This window comes from Canicola haemoglobinophilus, from assembly GCF_002015075.1.
Lineage (GTDB): Bacteria > Pseudomonadota > Gammaproteobacteria > Enterobacterales > Pasteurellaceae > Canicola > Canicola haemoglobinophilus.
Genome location: NZ_MUXZ01000027.1, coordinates 58,865 through 79,455, shown reverse-complemented (window position 1 = coordinate 79,455; position 20,591 = coordinate 58,865). Strand labels below are relative to the sequence as shown.

16 protein-coding genes and 1 tRNA gene are annotated in these 20,591 nt (G+C 36.9%); 10 read left to right on the top strand and 7 right to left on the bottom strand.

From position 1 onward, the window contains the following. Positions 1-54: 54 nt before the first annotated feature. The 4 genes from B0186_RS08605 to B0186_RS08590 form a co-directional block, all read right to left on the bottom strand. Positions 55-1,302: a tyrosine-type recombinase/integrase gene (locus tag B0186_RS08605; protein ID WP_078218949.1), complete on the bottom strand. Its 1,248-nt coding sequence runs from the start codon at positions 1,300-1,302 to the stop codon at positions 55-57. Between the two features lie 245 nt (positions 1,303-1,547). Next, positions 1,548-1,633: transfer RNA gene (locus tag B0186_RS08600), tRNA-Leu, on the bottom strand. A gap of 21 nt (positions 1,634-1,654) precedes the next feature. Continuing rightward, on the bottom strand, positions 1,655-1,999 hold the full coding sequence (gene secG, locus B0186_RS08595) for a preprotein translocase subunit SecG (RefSeq protein WP_078218948.1): 345 nt from the start codon (positions 1,997-1,999) through the stop codon (positions 1,655-1,657). Between the two features lie 126 nt (positions 2,000-2,125). Further along, positions 2,126-4,036: a DNA topoisomerase III gene (locus B0186_RS08590; RefSeq protein ID WP_078218947.1), complete on the bottom strand. Its 1,911-nt coding sequence runs from the start codon at positions 4,034-4,036 to the stop codon at positions 2,126-2,128. A 125-nt stretch (positions 4,037-4,161) separates the two neighbouring features. Between B0186_RS08590 and B0186_RS08585 the strand changes: the two genes are divergently transcribed. Then, positions 4,162-4,491, top strand: coding sequence for a YbaB/EbfC family nucleoid-associated protein (locus B0186_RS08585; RefSeq protein ID WP_078218946.1), 330 nt, complete (start codon positions 4,162-4,164; stop codon positions 4,489-4,491). 63 nt (positions 4,492-4,554) lie between these two features. Next, the gene (gene recR / locus B0186_RS08580; RefSeq protein ID WP_078218945.1) at positions 4,555-5,160 is read left to right on the top strand and encodes a recombination mediator RecR; all 606 of its coding nucleotides are present in this window, start codon (positions 4,555-4,557) and stop codon (positions 5,158-5,160) included. Between the two features lie 32 nt (positions 5,161-5,192). On the opposite strand, the gene B0186_RS08575 is transcribed toward recR, so the two are convergent. Then, positions 5,193-6,680 (bottom strand): leucyl aminopeptidase, encoded by a 1,488-nt coding sequence (locus tag B0186_RS08575; RefSeq protein WP_078218944.1) that lies wholly within the window; start codon positions 6,678-6,680, stop codon positions 5,193-5,195. Positions 6,681-6,797: 117 nt separating this feature from the next. Here B0186_RS08575 and lptF point away from each other — a divergent pair, with 117 nt between their 5' ends. Both lptF and lptG read left to right on the top strand, forming a co-directional pair. Further along, on the top strand, positions 6,798-7,910 hold the full coding sequence (gene lptF / locus B0186_RS08570; protein ID WP_078218943.1) for an LPS export ABC transporter permease LptF: 1,113 nt from the start codon (positions 6,798-6,800) through the stop codon (positions 7,908-7,910). A gap of 5 nt (positions 7,911-7,915) precedes the next feature. Then, complete coding sequence (gene lptG, locus B0186_RS08565; protein WP_172459669.1) at positions 7,916-8,983, top strand: LPS export ABC transporter permease LptG; 1,068 nt, start codon at positions 7,916-7,918, stop codon at positions 8,981-8,983. A 57-nt stretch (positions 8,984-9,040) separates the two neighbouring features. On the opposite strand, the gene B0186_RS08560 is transcribed toward lptG, so the two are convergent. After that, a complete protein-coding gene (locus B0186_RS08560; protein ID WP_268875291.1) occupies positions 9,041-10,078 on the bottom strand; it encodes a branched-chain amino acid aminotransferase in 1,038 nt (345 codons plus the stop codon). Between the two features lie 436 nt (positions 10,079-10,514). Here B0186_RS08560 and B0186_RS08555 point away from each other — a divergent pair, with 436 nt between their 5' ends. After that, positions 10,515-11,405: a transcriptional regulator GcvA gene (locus tag B0186_RS08555; RefSeq protein WP_078218941.1), complete on the top strand. Its 891-nt coding sequence runs from the start codon at positions 10,515-10,517 to the stop codon at positions 11,403-11,405. Next, positions 11,398-12,483 carry a 23S rRNA (cytidine(2498)-2'-O)-methyltransferase RlmM gene (gene rlmM / locus B0186_RS08550; protein ID WP_078218953.1) on the top strand — a complete coding sequence of 362 codons (1,086 nt, stop codon included), beginning with the start codon at positions 11,398-11,400 and terminating at the stop codon, positions 12,481-12,483. Before B0186_RS08555 ends, rlmM begins: the two co-directional genes overlap by 8 nt. A gap of 112 nt (positions 12,484-12,595) precedes the next feature. On the opposite strand, the gene mpl is transcribed toward rlmM, so the two are convergent. Then, on the bottom strand, positions 12,596-13,969 hold the full coding sequence (mpl, locus tag B0186_RS08545) for a UDP-N-acetylmuramate:L-alanyl-gamma-D-glutamyl-meso-diaminopimelate ligase (protein WP_078218940.1): 1,374 nt from the start codon (positions 13,967-13,969) through the stop codon (positions 12,596-12,598). A gap of 140 nt (positions 13,970-14,109) precedes the next feature. Between mpl and fbp the strand changes: the two genes are divergently transcribed. The 4 genes from fbp (at position 14,110) to B0186_RS08525 (ending at position 20,497) form a co-directional block, all read left to right on the top strand. Then, positions 14,110-15,117, top strand: a complete 1,008-nt coding sequence (gene fbp, locus B0186_RS08540; RefSeq protein ID WP_078218939.1) for a class 1 fructose-bisphosphatase — start codon at positions 14,110-14,112, stop codon at positions 15,115-15,117. A 263-nt stretch (positions 15,118-15,380) separates the two neighbouring features. Beyond that, a complete protein-coding gene (locus B0186_RS08535) occupies positions 15,381-17,804 on the top strand; it encodes an exo-alpha-sialidase (RefSeq protein WP_078218938.1) in 2,424 nt (807 codons plus the stop codon). A gap of 178 nt (positions 17,805-17,982) precedes the next feature. Continuing rightward, complete coding sequence (gene der / locus B0186_RS08530; protein WP_078218937.1) at positions 17,983-19,506, top strand: ribosome biogenesis GTPase Der; 1,524 nt, start codon at positions 17,983-17,985, stop codon at positions 19,504-19,506. 172 nt (positions 19,507-19,678) lie between these two features. Continuing rightward, a complete protein-coding gene (locus tag B0186_RS08525; RefSeq protein ID WP_078218936.1) occupies positions 19,679-20,497 on the top strand; it encodes a DNA ligase in 819 nt (272 codons plus the stop codon). Positions 20,498-20,591 lie beyond the last annotated feature (94 nt).

Genomic DNA, 20,591 nt, shown 5'->3' with positions numbered 1-20,591 from the left:
CTTTTTGGGGTCAGATCAGGAATAACAAGGCTCTTTATTAATCAGGTTATAGGCTTATGCCACAATCTTTAAATGCTTAGATTTTGATTTTAGTCTGCATTGTTCTACATAGTCGCCCCATAATTGCAAGGCTCTAGCCCTATGCTTGAGATACTCAGCGTTATTATATACTCCCCTTATTCCTCCTATGGTGTGAGCTAAGCACATTTCTATAACATCGGGTAAAACTTCTTTTTCATGTAGATAAGTGCTAGCGATTTTTCTTAATCCGTGCGCTGTTTGTTCCTCTTTATAGCCTAGATTATCCCTAATCGCTTTATTTACTGTTTGACTATTAATATGCTTACTGGTGGTTCTCAAACTAGGGAACACATAAACAGAATTATAATTAAGCTGTTTAATTCTCTCTAATATCTCTAAAGCCTGTGATGATAACGGGACTATATGCGGCTTATTTTCGTTTGCTTTAGTCTTTTTCATCTTATGCGGTGGAATGATCCACAATTTCTTTTTAATATCTATCTCTCCCCATTCCGCTGTAACTGCTTCATTTGGTCTTACCATTGTGAGAAGTTGCCATTGAATTAAATATTTAGTAATTAGGTTTAAATCTGAATGTTCTAATCTATCTAAAAATTCAGGTAATGCATCAGGATTAATATTAGGGTTTGTGCCACGCTTAAGCGGCTCAAAGGCTGTATTTATATTTGAACATGGATTAATAGGAATGATAAAAAGGGAATATACCGCATAATTTAAGATAGCATTGAGCAGTTTTATAGACTTTCTAAATATCTCCGCTTTACCTTGCTTATAAGGGGTATTTAAGGCGTTTTTAGCAATAATAGGGGTAATATCTGCAACTGGATAATCCGATAACATTGACAATAAATACTTTTCTACAATGCTCCAGTATTTTTTTAATGTTAAAGGCTTAATGCTATCTTGCTTGCTATCTCTCCAACTCTCAGCCACACTTTTAAAAGTATTAGAAATGCGTTGCTGTTCTAATAGCTCTGTTTGATCCTTGTGTTGTTTTGGATCGATATTTTGAGCAAGTAGGACTAGATAGTCTTCTCTCGTTCTTCTTGCTTGTAATAGTGATATTTCGGGGAATGTGCCTAAGCCTAAATCTGTTTGATTGCCTGTGAATGGTTTTTTATATCTAAAGCGCCATAATTTAGATCCGTTCTTTCTTACCAATAAAAAAAGCCCTTTACCGTCCATTAATTTATAGTCTTTTTCTCTTGGTTTTGCATTTTTTATCTGTGTAGCAGTCAATTCGCTAGTGCCTTTTGCCATAAGGGTTTATCTCGATAATAAGGGTACGATTTTATATGATTTAGGGTTTTTGGGTATGTACCCTTAATCGTACCCCCATTTATACCCTTATTATTTGTTGCTGTAAACATATCAACACGAAAGAACACGAAAGAACACAAAAAGAGAAAGCGCTGTTAAAGCCTTATCTGATAAGGGTTCACTTTATAAATGCGAAAGAAAACGAAAGAAAAAAAAAGACCGCAAAATTGCGATCTTTCTGTTTTTGGTGCTCTGAGCGAGACTTGAACTCGCACGTCCTATGGACACTACCCCCTCAAGATAGCGTGTCTACCAATTCCACCATCAGAGCGTTAAATTGAATTTAGATTGTTTATTGTGGGATGTCGCTATTTTTTTTATCAACTGCTGGAGCGCTTTGTTGTTTTTCTTGAACTTGCTCGGCAACTTTTGATAAATCATCAAATTTACCAGTTTCAACATTGTTGCGATGTGAATTGATATTACCAATCACTAAACTAATAGCAAAAAATGCGGTTGCTAAAACAGCAGTTGTGCGAGATAAGAAATTACCAGCACCAGCAGCTCCAAAAACGGTGCCTGATGCGCCACCACCAAATGATGCCCCTGCATTAGCGCCTTTCCCTTGTTGGATTAGGATAAAACCAATTAAAGCAATAGCAATAATTAAGTAAGCAACAAGTAAAATTTGGTACATTATTTCTTCTCTCTAAATTAAATAATATTCACAATAAAAATAACGTGCGAATACTATCTAATATCGAAAATCTTCGCAAGTAGTTTTAATAAAATTCCCATTAATTGTTTTAATTTCAGACAAAACTTAAACTTTTTTAACCGCACTTTTTCTTGGTGGTGGCTTTTTATCCTCTCTAGCTAACTTTCCTAACTGACGTAATGCAGAAAAATTAAAATATCTTAATAGTTCAGGTAAAAGCTCATTTAAGTTTTGCATAAATTGTTGGTAAGAACCTTGTTTACGACTAATACTGTCTAGCTGAGCCTCCCAATGTGCTGTCATATCAGGTTGTGTTGCAATATCGGGCAAAGCTTGAATAAGTATTCTACCTGTTTCGGTACTGTGAATATTACGTCCTTTTTTATACAAAAAACCTCGCTTAAAAAGTAACTCAATAATGCCAGCTCTGGTTGCTTCTGTACCCAATCCGTCAGTTTCACGCAAGATTTTTTTCAATTCTTTATTTTGTACAAAGCGTGCAATACCTGTCATGGCAGAAAGTAAAGTAGCATCAGTAAAAGGTTTCGGCGCTTGTGTTTTTTTGCTGAGCAACTCGCCTTTTTCACAAAATAATTCATCGCCTTTTTTCACAATAGGGAGCAAAGGTTCTTGCTGTTCATTTTCATCCTCTTTACCTAAAAGCTGTTTCCAGCCTGCAATTTGCAAGTTTCTTGCTTGTGCAACAAACGTCCCTCCCGCAATATTTAAGGTAATTTTACTCTTACGATATTCGGCATCTTGGCAAAATTGCATTAAATACTGGCGAGCAATTAAATTGTAAATTTGTTGCTCATTTTGATTTAAATTCGCAGCTTTGTTTTTTGCCGTTGGAATAATGGCATGGTGTGCCTCAACTTTTTTATCATTCCAACAACGATTTTTAAGCTCAGCATCAACAATATCAGGAAGTTTTTGATACAAAGGACTTTGTGCTGAAATCGCGTGCAAAATAGCATGGTGCTCGGCAAAATGCTCTTCGGGTAAATAGCGACAATCAGAGCGTGGATAAGTAATCAATTTGTGAGTTTCATATAAGCGCTGACAAGTATCTAGTACTTCTTGTGCCGACATGCCATAACGTTTCGCCGCATCTATTTGTAATGCCGAAAGTGAATAAGGTAAAGGAGCGGTTTCTTTTTCTCTTTTATCAATATATTCCGTAACGATCGCAGGTTGCTCACTGATACGTTTGATTACATTTTCCGCTAAAGCCTTAGATAATACTCGCCCTTCTTCATCTTGATAATCTTCACAAGCTTTACTTGGTTGCCAAAGTGCGGTGAATTTTTGTGGTGTTTCTTCTTTTGTGGTTACAAAGGCTTGCACTTCAAAAAAATCTTTTGGTTGGAAATGCTCAATTTCTAAATCACGGCGCACTATTAACCCCAACACTGGCGTCTGCACTCTTCCAACAGAGAGAATACCGTTATAGCCTGATTGACGCCCACGAATAGTGTAAGCCCTTGTCATATTAATGCCATATAACCAATCGGCTCTGGCACGCGCTAAGGCTGATGTAGCAAGAGGGATAAAATTTTGGTTCGGCTGTAATTTTTTGACTGCTTTTTCTACCGCACTTGGATTGAGATCGCTGATTAAACAACGCTGAATTTCGGCTAATTTTGTTGCTGGCAAGTTGGCATAACTAAATACCTCATCAACTAATAATTGCCCCTCACGATCTGGGTCGCCTGCATTGACTAAAATATCCGCCTGATGAATTAATTTAAGCACAGCATCTAATTGGCTTTTCACTTCTTTTTTAGGCAATAGTTGCCATTTTTGCGGAATAATCGGCAAATGCTCTAAACGCCATTGTTTGAAGGCTGAATTATAAGCATCTGGCTCAGCCTGCTCTAACAAATGTCCAACACACCAAGTTACATAATCTTTGTCACCGCACTTTATGAAACCTTGGCCTCGTTGATGAGGCTTTGGCAATACATCGGCAATAGCTCGAGCAAGGCTTGGTTTTTCTGCTATAAATAATCGCATTGACTAGTAACTTTTGTTAGTTGATGAAAGCGCGCCATTCTAACATAAAGCCAGCCTATTCCAAATTCGCTAAATTTTCGCTAAAATGCCCAGCGTTTTTGATTAACTAAAATGGAAGAAAAATTATGTTTGGAAAAGGTGGCTTAGGCAACTTGATGAAACAAGCTCAGCAAATGCAAGAGCGTATGCAAAAGATGCAAGAAGAAATTGCACAATTAGAAGTCACAGGCGAAGCTGGCGCTGGTTTAGTTAAAATTACTATTAATGGTGCGCATAATTGTCGCCGTATTGATATCGATCCATCTTTAATGGAAGACGATAAAGAAATGTTAGAAGATCTTATTGCGGCGGCATTTAATGATGCAGTTCGCCGTACTGAAGAAATGCAAAAAGAAAAAATGGCATCAGTAACAGCAGGAATGTCTTTACCTCCTGGTTTTAAAATGCCGTTCTAAATCAGTTTATTTATCAATAGGGCGCAATATTTGCGTCCATTTTTTTAATACTAGAAATTAGTTATGCAAAGTAGTCCTCTATTAGAAAATCTTATTGAACATTTACGCTGCCTACCGGGCGTTGGCCCGAAATCTGCACAGCGTATGGCATATCATTTATTACAACGTGATCGAAGCGGCGGTATGAATTTAGCCAGAGCTTTAACGGAAGCTATGTCAAAAATTGGTCATTGTAATCATTGCCGTACTTTCACTGAGGAGGATAGTTGTGCTATTTGCAATAATCCAAGACGGCAAAATTCAGGGTTACTTTGTGTTGTAGAGCAACCTTCGGATATTCCTGCCATTGAGCAAACGGGGCAATTTTCTGGGCGCTATTTTGTGTTAATGGGGCATTTATCGCCTTTAGACGGGATTGGACCAAAAGAAATTGGTTTGGATTTATTGCAAAAGCGTTTACAAAATGAAAGTTTTTATGAAGTTATTTTGGCAACCAATCCTACTGTTGAAGGCGAAGCTACTGCCAATTACATTGCGGAGATGTGCTTTCAACATAATATAAAAGTCAGCCGTATTGCTCATGGTATTCCTGTAGGTGGAGAATTAGAAACCGTAGATGGCACAACCCTAAGCCATTCACTAATCGGACGTCGAGAAATTCAGCTATAAAAAATCCCCCTAAAAACAGGGGGATTTTTCAGTTATTTAACTTGGTTAATTAAGAATTGTGTAAGTAAACTTACTGGGCGTCCTGTTGCACCTTTATTCGCGCCTTGCAACCAAGCTGTGCCAGCAATATCTAAATGTGCCCAAGGGTAGTTTTTCGTGAAATTAGCTAAAAATGCGCCAGCTGTGATCGCTCCGCCCCAACGCCCACCAATATTAGCAAGATCCGCAAAATTAGATTTTAACTGTTCTTGATATTCTTCACTTAAAGGTAAACGCCAAGCCTTGTCCGTGGTTTGCTCCGCTGCATTTAATAATCCTTTAGCCAGTTTTTCATCGGTCGCAATTAGGCCGCTGTTATGTTGACCTAATGCCACCACGCAAGCCCCCGTTAAAGTCGCAACATCAATCACGCACTCTGGCTCAAAACGTTCAACATAAGTCAGCGCATCGCATAAAACTAAGCGTCCTTCAGCATCAGTATTTAACACTTCCACCGTCAATCCTGACATCGTAGTTAGTATATCTCCTGGGCGATAGGCATTACCATCTGGTAAGTTTTCACAGCCAGCTAGCACACCAATCACATTCAATGGCAATTTTAATTCAGCCAAGGCTTGCATTACACCAAATACAGAAGCCGCACCGCACATATCATATTTCATCTCATCCATGCTATCTGCTGGTTTTAAGGAAATACCGCCAGCATCAAAAGTTAACCCTTTACCCACTAAAACGATAGGCTTAGCATTTTTGTCTGGGTGATTACGATATTCGATAACTGACATTTTTGCTTCGTTTTGGCTGCCTTGCGAAACAGCCAAATAAGACGTCATATTTAATTCCGCCATTTCTTTTTCGCCCAACACTTGCACTTTAATCAAATTTGAATATTGAGCTAAAGATTGAGCTTGTTCTGCAAGATAAGTTGGATTGCAAATATTGGGTGGGTAGTTAGCAATATCTTTTGCTGACTTCACGCCTTGTGCAATAGCCTGTCCATGCGCTATCGCCAAAAGTGCATTTTGTTGCAACTCATCTTGAACATTAAAAACAACCTCATTTAAGACCGCACTTTCGTTCGTTTTTTTACTTTTGAACGCATCAAATTTATATAAACTTGCCTCAATAGTTTCAATAGCAAAACGAATATTCCAATATACATCACGATCTTTCAGTTCAACTTCATTTAAAAAACTCACCACTTCCGTTGCTTGCGTATCATGAACAGCTTGGATAGCTTTTTGTATAATTTGCTTATATTGACGCTCTGTTATCTCATCTTTTTTTCCGCAACCCACAACAAAAATACGTTGCGCTTGGCAATTAGCAACATTTCGTAAAATCAATACTTGCCCTTGTTTTCCACTGAGCTCACCTACTTGAATTAACTGGGTTAAATAGCCTTGACTAAGCTGATCAAATTCTGCTGCCGCAGGGGATAACACCCCACCCTCAAATACCACTAAAATAATATTGCTATTGATTTGAGAAAGTGCGGTGTTTTTTACACTATATTTCATTTAAACCTCACGAATTTACTGTTTTCAATTAAAAAATACGCTATCATACGCGACTGTTATTTGTTTCGGTAAACTACTGCTTTTTAAAAAAATTGCAAGAAAAATGTAGGTAATTCAGTGATATTAACTCGATATTTAACTAGAGAAGTTTTTAAAAGCCAAATTTCGATCTTATTTATTCTTTTACTGATCTTTTTTAGCCAACAACTTGTTCGTGTTTTAGGTTCTGCCACCAGCGGCAAAATTCCTGCTGATTTAGTTTTTTCTTTACTTGGTTTGGGCATGCCTGCAATGGCACAGCTGATGCTTCCTCTTTGCTTATTTATTGCTATATTGCTAACCTTTGGGCGCTTGTATGCAGAAAGTGAAATTACCGTTATGCGTGCTTGTGGTGTAGGGCAACGTATTTTAGTGCGAGTAACATTAATTTTATCTGTCTTAACAGCAGGACTTGCAACCTATAATGCACTCTATTTATCCCCTTGGGCAATTCAAAAACAAGCTCAAATTATTGAAGATGCAAAAGCCAACCCAACAATGGGAGCCTTAGCATCTGGACAATTTGTCAGTGCTGGAAATACAGATGTTGTGTTATTTATCGATGAAATCGAAGATAACAAAATTAAAGATATTTATGTTTTTCAAATGACAAATAAGAAAAATCAAAAGCCATCTGTTATTGTTGCTGAAAGTGGTGAATTAAAGGCACTACCTAATGGCGATCAAGTTCTTAGTTTGGAAAATAGCCAACGGGTTGAAGGCTCAGCGGTTCTACCCGATTTTCGTATTACTCATTTTGACCAATATCAAGCTTATTTAGGTTATAAAACGACAGATGCTGATACATCTGAAACAGAAGTTTTAAGTTTACAAGAATTAATTAACTCCAAATCACCCGCGGCAAAAGCGGAGCTACATTGGCGTTTAACCTTAATTTTTGCAGTGCCAATTATGGCTCTGATTGCGGTTCCATTGAGCAGAGTTAACCCTCGTCAAGGGCGCTTTGCCAAAATTTTACCCGCACTTTTACTCTATTTAATTTATTTCTTACTACAAAGCTCATTAAAATCGGCAGGCGCTTCTGGCAAAATTGATGCTAATATTTTCATGCCATTAGTGAGTATTTTCTTCTTATGCTTAGCAATTTTATTGAATAGTTGGAATAGCGCTTTTATGTATAAAATTCGTCATTTATTTAACTTCAATACAAACAAAGGTAATCAAAAATGAAAATAATGAATACCTTAGATCGTTATATTGGAAAAAATATTTTAGGTGCTATTTTTGCTACGTTATTAATGTTAGTAGGCTTGTCAGCGATTATTAAATTTGTTGAGCAGTTCCGTAGCGTTGGCAAGGGAACTTATGATGTTATTCAAGCAACGCTTTTTACTCTATTAACCATGCCTAAAGACATAGAAACATTTTTTCCTATGGCAGCCTTATTAGGCTCACTAATTACTCTTGGTAACCTTGCTAGCCGTAGTGAGCTTATTGTGATGCAATCCGCTGGATTTTCCCGTTTTAAAATTGGTTTGGCAGTAATGAAAACGGCATTGCCACTGGTACTTATTACGATGCTAATTGGAGAATGGGGAATTCCACAGACTGAACAATTCGCAAGAAATATGCGCTCAAAAGCAATTTCTGGTGGCTCTATGCTTTCTGTCAAAAATGGGATCTGGGCAAAAGATGGCAATGATTTTGTCTATGTAAGACGTATTACCAATGATATTAAATTAAACGATATTTATGTTTATAGCTTTGATGATCATCGCCAATTAAAACAGGTCATTCACGCTAATCAAGCAAGTTTTGAAAATGGAAAATGGGAGTTAAGTAACATTAATCAGTCAGAGATTTCTCATGATGAGATAAAAACTATTAGTAGACTTAGAGATACATGGAATACAAACTTAACACCAGATAAGCTAGGGATTGCCTCCTTGCGACCGACATCATTATCTATGAGTGGATTATATAATTACATTAAATTCATGAAAGAAACAGGGCAAGATGCGAAACGTTTTGAGCTCACTTTTTGGCAAAAAATCTTTCAGCCAGTTTCTGTGGCAGTCATGATGATGTTAGCGCTTTCTTTTATCTTTGGCTCTTTACGCAGCGTTACAGCTGGAGCACGAATTGTAACTGGGATCTTTTTCGGTTTCCTCTTCTACGTTATTAATGAAATCTTTGGGCGATTAAGCATTCTATATGATATTCCTATAGCTCTCGCAGCTCTCATTCCAAGCCTACTCTTTATTGTGCTAATTTGGTGGCTTCTCAATAGGAAAAGAGATTAAAAAAACAACCGCACTTTCTGATTTAACCTCAAAAAGTGCGGTTTGTTTTTCGTTTAATTATTCCACTTTAACAATCCAACCTTCTGGCGCTTCAACATCGCCAAATTGAATACCGACTAATTCATTGTAAAGTTTAGTTGTTACTTCGCCCACTTCTGTTTCGGAATAAAATACATGGAAATTATCGCCATATTGAATACCACCAATTGGCGTAATTACTGCTGCTGTTCCACAAGCTCCAGCCTCTTTAAATTGGTCAAGTTGATCGATATAAACATCTCCTTCAACCACATCCATTCCCAACCGCTCTTTTGCTAAGTAGAGCAAAGAATATTTAGTAATACTAGGTAGGATTGATGGCGATAATGGGGTAACAAATTTGTTATCTTTGGTTATACCAAAGAAATTTGCAGAGCCAACTTCTTCTATTTTGGTATGTTTCGCTGGATCAAGGTAGATACAATCAGCAAAATTGCGTGCTTTAGCCATTTTTCCTGGGTAAAGACTTGCTGCATAATTTCCGCCAACTTTCGCGGCTCCAGTGCCTTGTGGTGCAGCACGATCATAGTCAGAAACAATAAAATTAGTGGGTTTCATGCCGCCTTTAAAATAGGCACCAACAGGACAGCAGAAGATGGAAAATATATATTCAGGTGCAGGACTAACGCCAACATTATCGCCAACGCCAATTAAAAATGGGCGTAAATAAAGTGTTGCACCAGAACCATAAGGACCTAGCCAGTCTTTATTTGCTTTCACAACTTGTTTACAAGCATCTACAAACATTTCTACTGGTATTTCAGGCATTAACAAACGTTGGCAACTTTTTTGCATACGCAGCGCATTTTGTTCTGGGCGGAATAAGTTAATTGAACCGTCTTTGCAACGATAAGCTTTTAAGCCCTCAAAGCATTGTTGGCCATAATGCAATGCAGTTGAGCCTTCACTAATATGTAAGACATTATCTTGGGTTAATTCGCCTTTTGACCATTCACCATTTTTCCAATAAGCAATATAGCGATAATCTGTTTTGATATAGCTGAAACCAAGATTTTCCCAATCAATATTTTTACTCATTTTTACTTCCTTATTTATATTTATCAAATAGTGGAATTTAATCTACACCATTCTCAGCGGGTTGAAAACTGGGTATTGAAAATATTTAAAAGGATTTTATTGAATGGAATGAATAAGCTAAGGCAATTTTATGTTAGAATTGCGCCCATGAAAAAATACCGCTCTTAGAAGAGCGGTATGTAACCTAAAAAATGGTTTAAAATATACAGGAAGTGAATGAGTAACTCAAAATTTGTTACTCGGTTCGGTTTCCCGAACAATATGCAAACACAACATCATACTTAAGTCCGAAACTCTTTAACCAGTAAGGAATTACCAATCATTAAGTATGCGTGCATTTTATGGGGAATGGACTGGTCAGACAACTGATATTTTTTTATATGATATTTTAGAAAAACTAATCCGAATAAAATCCTGACTATTATAATCTAAAAAAATAAAATTGAGAAGAATTATGTTTAAACGTTTGCCTCCATTGAATTCATTGAAGTCTTTTGAAAGTTCCGCAAGGCATTTAAGTTTTACAAAAGCTGCCGATGAACTTTTTGTTACTCAAGCTGCTGTGAGTCATCAAATAAAATTATTAGAGGATTTTTTAGGCGTTAGATTATTTAAGCGCAAAAATCGCTCTTTAGAATTAACCGAATTGGGTAAAATTTATTTTACTGATGTCAGTAAAATTTTAAATAGTCTTGCTAATGCAACAACAAAATTAATAACCCAAAAAAATGAACCGCATCTTTCTATTAGTGTTCCACAAACTTTCGGAATGCAATGGTTAGTGCCTAAATTAAGTGAATTTAACCAGCAATATCCTGATATTGAAGTACGTCTTAAAGGCGAAGATCAAGATGAGGTTACTTTAAATAACGAAATTGATATTGCTATTTATTATGGAAAAGGAAATTGGGACGGTTTACAAGCTGAAAAATTGGCTGATGCAAATCTATTATTGCTTGCCTCACCTAAATTATTGCAACAACAACCAGTAACCCAAGAAAAAGATCTACATGCACATACATTAATCCATATCCATACTCGCGACAACTGGCGTAATATGGCGCAGTTATTAAAAATTGAGGATCTAGATATTCAGCACGGTCCTTTATTTAGCCATACTTTTATGGCTCTACAAGCAGCAGTTCATGGGCAAGGTATTGTTTTAGCAAATAAAATTCTAGCACAACATGAAATTGACAATGGAAATCTACAAGTGATATTAGATGAATCTTTACCTGATCCAAAATCTTTTTATGTCGTTAATCACTTAAATAGATCAAATAACGAGCAGATAAACCTATTCCGTCAATGGATTATACAAGCGATAAAAAATGAATATGAATAAATTAGCATTATATTGCCGCAGTGGCTTTGAGAAAGAATTAGCCGCAGAAATAACTGAAAAAGCAACCGCACTTGGTGTCTTTGGTTTTGCCAGAGTAGTAGAAAATTCCGCTTATGTTATTTTTGAATGTTATCAAGCTGGTGATGCAGATCTTTTGGCTAGAAAAATTCCTTTTAATCAACTCATTTTTGCTCGACAAATGATGGTTATTTCTGAGCAAATTCAAGATTTACCACAACAAGATCGAATAACGCCAATCATTGCGCAATATCAACAAGTAAGCAATCATATTAATCTCATGCAAAGCTCTGATATTTGGGTTGAAACAGCGGATACAAATGACGCAAAAACATTGGCTACTTTTTGTCGGAAATTTACCGTTCCTCTTCGTCAAGCCCTCAAAAAGCAAGGTTGGTTACAAGCTAAAAACAAAAAGAGCGGTATAACCTTGCATATTTTTTTCACTCAGCCTAATAGTTGTTATGTTGGCTATTCTTATAACAATAACCACTCTGAACATATTATGGGCATCCCACGATTAAAATTTCCAGCCGAAGCACCTAGTCGTTCAACCCTAAAATTAGAAGAGGCAATTCTGCATTTTATTCCTCGTGAGCAAGAAGCACTCAGCTTGAATGAAAATAAATATGCCGTTGATTTAGGTGCTTGTCCTGGTGGTTGGACTTATCAATTAGTTAAACGTGGCGTTTTTGTATATGCAGTGGACCATGGCAAAATGGCTGCTAGCTTACATGAAACAGGCAGAATTGAGCATTGTGCTGAAGACGGTTTTAAATTTCAGCCACCTAAGCGCCGTAAAATTGATTGGCTAGTTTGTGATATGGTTGAACAACCACGTAGAATAGCGAATTTAATCAGTCAATGGCTTATCAAAGGTTGGTGTAAGGAAACCATTTTCAATTTAAAATTACCAATGAAAAAACGTTATATTGAAGTTCAACAATGCTTAGAGCAAATCGAAGAGAGCTTAGCCAAACAAAATATCTCTTTTCAATTACAAGCAAAACATCTTTATCATGATAGAGAAGAAATTACTGTTTATATTCGAGTCATATGATTTTGATACCGCACTTTTATTTATATGCTCAATTAACTTATATACTGGCTATTGTCCCAAATATCTTTACGCAAAAAATAGGCGAAAATTTTCGCCTATAAACTCAGTTAAATTATTTATTTTTCAGTTGTAACTTATCTAATAATTTTTGATGAATTCCGCCAAAACTCCCATTTGACATTACCAAAATATGATCTGTTGGTTGTGCCTCTGCAGCAATTAAATCCACTAAATTATCTAAATTACCTGACCATTTTGCTGGCTGCACACAATCATTGGCGATTTCAACCACATCCCAAGGAATATTGTCTGGTTGTAATAAAAATACATAGTCAGCTCTTGCTAAAGCTGGGGCAATTTCATCTTTATGCACGCCCATTTTCATGGTATTTGATCTTGGTTCTAACACAGCCAAAATACGTACGCCCCCACCAACTTTATCGCGAAGTGCGGTTAAAGTTGCAAGAATTTCTGCTGGATGATGAGCAAAATCATCATAAACCGTAATATTGTTCACTTCGCCTTTTACTTCTAAACGGCGTTTCGCATTAACAAAAGAAGCTAACGCTTGGCAAGCATCTGCAACTTGCACACCAGCATGATAAGCTGCAGCAATCGCCATCAATGCATTGTGCATATTATGCTGCCCTACAATATTCCACCGCACTTCGCCAGCTTTTTGACCTTTGTGATAGACAGCAAAATGTGAGCTATCATGTGTCAGTCTTTCTGCGTACCACTCTTGCTCTTGTCCGACAAATTGTGTTTCAGACCAATATCCCATATCCAAGGTTTCTTTAACTGATTGCTCATTTGCAAAAGCAAGAATACGCCCACTTTTTGACATCGTTCTAATCATATGATGAAACTGACGTTGAATAGCTTGTAGGTTGTCAAAAATATCAGCGTGATCAAAACCAAGATTATTGATAATCAGGGTTTTCGGATTGTAATGAACAAATTTAGAACGTTTATCAAAAAATGCTGTGTCATATTCATCTGCTTCGATAACAAAAAATGGGCTATTACCTAAGCGAGCGGAAACACCAAAATTACCTGCAATACCACCAATTAAAAAACCCGGTTGTAAGCCATTTTGCTCCAAAATCCAGCTTAACATACCTGTTGTCGTGGTTTTGCCATGGGTTCCTGATACTGCCAATACCCAGCGATCACGTAATAAATGATCATGTAACCATTGTGGACCTGAAATATAAGGCAAGTTATTTTCCAACACATATTCCACACAAGGATTACCACGTTTCATGGCATTGCCAATTACCACTAAATCTGGTGCTGGTTGTAATTGAGAAACCTCAAAGTGCGGTATGATTTCAATATCATTTTGTTGTAAGAAAGTGCTCATAGGTGGGTACACATTGGTGTCTGAACCAGTTACTTTATAGCCCATTTGTTTTGCAATAATGGCTACACCGCCCATAAAAGTACCGCAGATACCCAAAATATGAATATGTTTATTGTGCATTTATATCTCTTCCCTCAAATTCATTAAAAAATGTGTGATAGATCACATTGTTAGAAATCAATTTATTCGTTCAAAATGAAGGTTGCTATAATAAATCAACTCCAACTGAGAGTAAATTTAAATATAGAAGGATCAAAATTATGAAAACATTAGGACAATTTATTGTAGAAAAGCAAGCTGAATATCCCAACGCAAAGGGGGAACTCTCTGGGATTTTATCGTCCTTACGCTTAGTGGCTAAAATCATTCATCGAGATATAAACAAGGCTGGTTTAACTAATAATATTATCGGTAATTCTGGCGTTGAAAATGTTCAAGGCGAAGCACAAATGAAGTTAGATTTGTTTGCTCATAACACGATGAAACAGGCTTTAATCACGAGAGAAGAAGTTGCTGGCTTTGCTTCAGAGGAAGAAGAAAATTTCGTTGCTTTTGATACAGAACGTGGGCGCAATGCCAAATATGTTATTCTCACTGATCCTCTAGATGGTTCTTCAAATATTGATGTTAATGTTGCCGTTGGTACTATTTTCTCTATTTATCGCCGAGTTTCTCCAATTGGAACGCCTGTCACCTTAGAAGACTTTTTGCAACCGGGACATAAACAAGTTGCTGCTGGTTATATCGTTTATGGTTCATCAACCATGCTTGTTTACACCACAGGTAACGGGGTAAATGGTTTTACTTACGATCCATCTTTAGGGGTATTTTGTTTATCCCATGAAAATATTCAAATTCCACCAAGTGGCAAAATTTACTCCATTAACGAAGGACAATATTTAAAATTCCCAATGGGGGTAAAAAAATACATTAAATATTGCCAAGAAGAAGATAAGTCCACCAACCGTCCTTATGCCTCACGCTATATTGGCTCACTTGTTTCTGACTTCCACCGCAATATGCTCAAAGGCGGAATTTATATTTACCCAAGTGCAACAACTTATCCAAACGGTAAATTACGTTTATTGTACGAAGGTAATCCAATGGCCTTCCTTGCTGAACAAGCGGGCGGCATTGCAAGCGATGGTAAAAATCGTATTTTAGACATTCAACCAAAAGAACTTCACGAAAGAGTACCGTTCTTTATTGGTTCAAAAGAAATGGTTAAAAAAGCAGAAGAATTTATGTGTGAATTCTCTGCAGAATAAAATCCTTTCTTCTTATGGTGGGCAATTCAAAAGTCCACCATTTTTATATACCCAGCCCCAAATAAAATCAAACTTTCAATATTTTTTATAAAATTTACAGTTTTTTTATATTTTCTTTAAAAATATAGCAAAACTCCATTTAAAGTAAAAATTTTGGTGTTTTTTTTCACAAATGTTACACAGCTCACAGAATTTTTCATTTATATCCTTTAATCTATATCCACCCTAGAAACTCATAATTTTAAATAATTTAAGGAGCTCAAATGAAAAAGTTTCGTCTAAAAAATGCCTTTATCCCTTCGCTTATTTTTCTTGCTTTATCTTCAACATTGCATGCGAACAGTTTTTGGAAAGCTGATTTAAATGAAAACCTTACTAATATTACAAAAAGAAAAGGGATTGATAATTTTACAGTTAATGTCCCTAGTAAACCTTGGGAAGGAGTGGGTCCTAATGGTGAAGCACCAGGCACTGTAAATTTACATTACAGCCGAATTCCTGCTATGACAATTACTGAGGATAATAAATTGGTTGTTATGTTTGATTTAAGATGGAATGGGGCTAATGACCAAAATCGAATCGATCCAGGTATCGCAATCTCAGAAGATGGTGGGCATACTTGGACTAGGAAAACAGCTTGGACCTTTGATGTAGGTAAAGATCCTCGACGTCGTGCAATGGACCCTACGATCTTACACAACCCTATTGATGGCAGCTTATATGTAATGCACGGTAACTGGGCTAATGGAGTGCATAACTGGAATACAGATCGTATAAAGTATTTCAATAATAATGTATGGGCTACAACAATATATAAATCTACCGATGATGGTCATACTTGGGGGAAAAATGCTGAATTTAGTAAACAGAGTAATCCAGAGGTGTTTTCAAAAGTACAAAAAGGGAATGGAAATCCAGTTATTGGTTTCTTGGGTGGGGTAGGTTCAGGTATTGTGATGCGTGATGGAACCTTAGTATTTCCTATCCAAACTACGCACCAAAATTCTAATACTGCGGGTAGTCCAAACCGTACAAATACATTTATTGCAACAACACTCATGTATTCTACGGATAATGGAAAAACTTGGGATATGAAGGCAACAAAAACACCACTTTCAATGAATGGACAATCCCTAGAAAACATGGTTTTTGAAGTTGAGCCTGGAAAATTAGTAGTGACAGGTCGAGGCAATAACCGATGGGCATACTATACAACTGACTTAGGAGAAACTTGGCATGAATTTACCCCTGTAAATGGTTTTAGTGGTACCACATCTCAGACAACGCAAGGTTCTTCTCTTTATGTAACTTTGCCTAATGGTCGTAAAGTATTATTGGTATCTAAACCAAATGGTAATAACGATAACTGGTCTCGTGGTAACCTGGCACTTTGGATGCTAGATGCTAAAGATCCTAACCATAAATATCAAGTTGAAATTATTCGTCCAGGTTCTGGAAATGCGGCTGGAGCAGGTTACTCATCTCTTGCTTATAAAGACGGAAACTTATTTATTGCTTATGAAGATGACGGCGATATTACCGTCAAAAACCTTACTAACTTAATGGAAAAAATAGAGGCGAAAGCATTAGAGTGGAATTTGCCTGATGTAATGGCTGAAGAAATTGAAAAAATTAATGCCATGGATAATCTAAATAAAGCACAGAAAGATGAGTTAATTGCAAAAATGCGTAAAGCGAACGATTATGCAATTCCATTATCTGTTGCTATCGATGGTGCAATGGAGGACTTAAAAGAAAAAACCAATGATCTTAAAGAAAAAGCTAAAGCAGTGGCTAACGCTTTACCTTCATCCAGTCGTTTCTTTTCTGCTGGTCTTGCAGATGTAAATCGTATTACATCGCCTGATGATACAACCTATCTTGATTACCTTGGTATAAATAGCTTATATGATGATTTACATAGTAGATTTTTAGCCTTAACAAATACTAAATTAGATTTTGATAAATATGCAAAATCGGCTCAAGCACTCAATGAATATAACCATGATATTTTATACCGCTCTTTTGATAATGTGTTTGCCCATTATGATGTAGGTTCGAAATATAACCGATTATCCTTAGGTGCGAATGCTGCACTAAGCGATAACTTTAAAGTAGGTTTATTCTTTGAGCATCGCCATAAAGATCTGGATAGCTATGAAACAGGTATTAGAGCACAATATCAAAAAGATGCTCACCAAGTTTCTGGATTTGTACGCTATCGCGGTGTGAAACATCAAAATATGTTAGAGCGTAATAATAACATTGATGCTTATGTCAATTATGCTTATCAACTAAAACTTAATGAACAGCTCAGTATTAGCCCATCTCTCGGTGCCTATGTTTCACGTTCATCAAGAACCTTAATTGATGAAGATGTAGCAGTCAATAAACGAACCTTATATGCTGGTGATGTGGGTTTCAATGTAGAATATAAATTTAATGATGTGAGCGTAAATATTCGCCCTAATGTTGCGCTAATCAATGATGATATGACATTATCTCAATCTAACTATTCTGCAAATAACCATAAAGTAGGTTCAAGTAATGTTATTTATGGGCTTTCTACAGGACTTGAAAAACGTTTTAACAATGGCTTGACTGTTGGTTCTAATCTTAAGTTACAGAAATATGGCTCTCAACATTCAGAAACTAATTTTGGCGTTAATGTAAGCTATCGTTGGTAAACACAAGTAAAAAACTTTAATAAGCTTAGGGTTTTCTATAAACCTTAAGCTTATTTTTTCAAAATAGCATTTCCCCTATTATTTCTCATCTCACCTAAAATCCGCTATAATAGCCAGCATTTTTGACATAACGTACCTATTAACATATACACATTAATAGAAACCAAAGAGGTTTATTATGACTACTCCAGTAGTAGCTTTAGTTGGTCGCCCAAATGTAGGTAAATCGACATTATTTAATCGCTTAACTCGTACTCGTGATGCTTTAGTGGCTGATTTCCCTGGTCTCACACGAGATAGAAAATATGGACAAGCACATTTCAACGGCTATGACTTTATTGTAATTGATACCGGCGGTATTGATGGCACAGAAGAAGGCGTAGAAGAAAAAATGGCGGAACAGTCCTTACTTGCCATTGAAGAAGCTGACATTGTTCTATTCCTTGTTGATGCTCGTGCTGGCTTAACTTCCGCTGATATTGGTATCGCTCAATATTTACGCCAACGCCAAAATAAAACCACAGTGCTAGTAGCAAATAAAACAGATGGTATCGATGCGGACTCTCATTGTGCTGAATTTTATCAATTAGGTTTAGGCGAAATTGCACAAATTGCTGCTTCACAAGGTCGTGGCGTAAGTGCGCTTATGGAACAAGTTCTTACCCCTATCGCAGAAAGCATGAATTTAGCTCAGGCAACAGAAAGTGCGGTGGAAAATTCAGAGGAAAATGCTGACGAGTGGGATCAAGATTTTGACTTTGAGAATGAAGAAGACGCACAACTGCTTGATGATGCCCTCGCTGAAGAACAAGAAGAAATCGAAGATAAAAATATCAAAATCGCCATTGTTGGTCGCCCAAACGTGGGGAAATCTACGCTAACTAACCGCATTTTAGGCGAAGATCGTGTGGTTGTTTATGACCTACCGGGCACTACTCGTGACAGTATTTATATTCCAATGGAGCGAGATGGGCAACAATACACTATCATTGATACCGCTGGTGTGCGTAAACGTGGCAAAGTACATTTGACAGTAGAAAAATTCTCAGTAATCAAAACCTTACAAGCCATTCAAGATGCTAATGTGGTGTTATTGACCATTGATGCGAGAGAAGGTGTTTCCGATCAAGATTTATCTTTATTAGGCTTTATTTTAAATGCGGGGCGTTCTTTGGTGATTGTAGTCAACAAATGGGACGGTTTAAATCAAGATGTAAAAGATCAAGTGAAATCTGAATTAGATCGCCGTTTAGATTTTATTGATTTTGCTCGTGTACATTTTATTTCGGCTTTACATGGCAGTGGTGTGGGCAATTTATTTGATAGTGTTAAAGAGGCTTATGCTTGTGCTACACAAAAAATGACAACCTCTTTGCTGACTCGTATTCTACAAATGGCAACAGATGAGCATCAACCGCCAATGATGGGAGGACGCAGAATTAAACTGAAATATGCGCACCCAGGTGGCTATAATCCGCCAATTATTGTTGTTCATGGTAATCAAATTGAGCGCTTACCAGATAGCTACAAGCGATATTTATCTAACTATTATCGCCGTAGCTTAAAAATTATCGGCTCGCCAATTCGTTTACTGTTCCAAGAAGGAAACAATCCATTTGCGGGTCGCCGTAATAAACTGACACCTAACCAGTTGCGTAAACGTAAGCGTTTAATGAAATTTATTAAGAAATCAAAACGCTAAATAATAAATGGGCGGAAATCTCCGCCCTCTAACTATCCTATTAACCACATTTTTCTCCTCTATTTTCTGTGATTTTACGATCTTCCTCACAAAAACCGCTCAACTCCATAACCTTTTAAAATTCATCTCTTTATATTAATGCGCCAAATTCAAACGAAGATTAGGAGAAATCATGCGAGTATTAGCACTATTGTGTTCTTTTTTCATGTTATTTATTCCCCAAGCATATACAAAAACGCCAGAATTAATGTTGCTCGAAAGCTATAAAAATCAAGATGTGAGTGGTTGGGTCATGAGCGAAAAGTTAGATGGGGTTAGAGGCTATTGGGACGGAGAACAACTTTTTACCCGACAAAATAAAGTCATTAAGGCGCCGCACTATTTTCTGCGAGATTTTCCCCCTTTTGCCATTGATGGCGAACTTTTTACCGAACGTAATCAATTTGAAAAAATCTCCTCTATTGTGCGCTCTAAAAAAGATAAAGGCTGGGAAAATATAAAGTTATATGTTTTTGATGTGCCCAATGCACAAGGAAATTTATTTGAGCGCTTAGCAGTTTTACAAGAATATCTAGCTAAAAATCCTACACCTTACATTCAAATCATTGAACAAATCCCAATTAAAACCAAGCAACAAGTGCAAGAATTTTTGCAACAAGTGGAAAAGCAACAAGGCGAAGGCATTGTACTACGCAATCCCAATGCTCCCTACGAGAGAAAACGAAGTTCACAAATTCTGAAATTAAAGACCGCACTTGATGAAGAATGTACTGTCATTGCACATCATCAAGGCAAAGGACAATTTGAAAATATGTTAGGTGCCATTAGTTGTCAAAATCATCGAGGTGTTTTCAAAATTGGTTCAGGGTTTACTTTAGCGGAACGTCAAAATCCCCCAGCAATCAATTCAATTGTTACCTATAAATATCGTGGCTTAACAAAAAATGGGCTACCTCGTTTTGCAACTTATTGGCGCCAAAAACAAGAATAAAAGTGCGGTCATAATTGTGTAAAGATCTGATTACTCGGCTGATATTTTCCTTTACAAGCCATAAAATCAGCCTAAAATAAGGCGCCCAAATAGC

Bases quoted from the DNA above. Each gene is read 5' to 3' on its own strand.
- B0186_RS08605 (WP_078218949.1), bottom strand. From the start codon at position 1,302: ATGGCAAAAGGCACTAGCGAATTGACTGCTACACAGATAAAAAATGCA.
- secG (WP_078218948.1), bottom strand. From the start codon at position 1,999: ATGTACCAAATTTTACTTGTTGCTTACTTAATTATTGCTATTGCTTTA.
- B0186_RS08590 (WP_078218947.1), bottom strand. From the start codon at position 4,036: ATGCGATTATTTATAGCAGAAAAACCAAGCCTTGCTCGAGCTATTGCC.
- B0186_RS08585 (WP_078218946.1), top strand. From the start codon at position 4,162: ATGTTTGGAAAAGGTGGCTTAGGCAACTTGATGAAACAAGCTCAGCAA.
- recR (WP_078218945.1), top strand. From the start codon at position 4,555: ATGCAAAGTAGTCCTCTATTAGAAAATCTTATTGAACATTTACGCTGC.
- B0186_RS08575 (WP_078218944.1), bottom strand. From the start codon at position 6,680: ATGAAATATAGTGTAAAAAACACCGCACTTTCTCAAATCAATAGCAAT.
- lptG (WP_172459669.1), top strand. From the start codon at position 7,916: ATGAATACCTTAGATCGTTATATTGGAAAAAATATTTTAGGTGCTATT.
- B0186_RS08555 (WP_078218941.1), top strand. From the start codon at position 10,515: ATGTTTAAACGTTTGCCTCCATTGAATTCATTGAAGTCTTTTGAAAGT.
- rlmM (WP_078218953.1), top strand. From the start codon at position 11,398: ATGAATAAATTAGCATTATATTGCCGCAGTGGCTTTGAGAAAGAATTA.
- mpl (WP_078218940.1), bottom strand. From the start codon at position 13,969: ATGCACAATAAACATATTCATATTTTGGGTATCTGCGGTACTTTTATG.
- fbp (WP_078218939.1), top strand. From the start codon at position 14,110: ATGAAAACATTAGGACAATTTATTGTAGAAAAGCAAGCTGAATATCCC.
- B0186_RS08535 (WP_078218938.1), top strand. From the start codon at position 15,381: ATGAAAAAGTTTCGTCTAAAAAATGCCTTTATCCCTTCGCTTATTTTT.
- der (WP_078218937.1), top strand. From the start codon at position 17,983: ATGACTACTCCAGTAGTAGCTTTAGTTGGTCGCCCAAATGTAGGTAAA.
- B0186_RS08525 (WP_078218936.1), top strand. From the start codon at position 19,679: ATGCGAGTATTAGCACTATTGTGTTCTTTTTTCATGTTATTTATTCCC.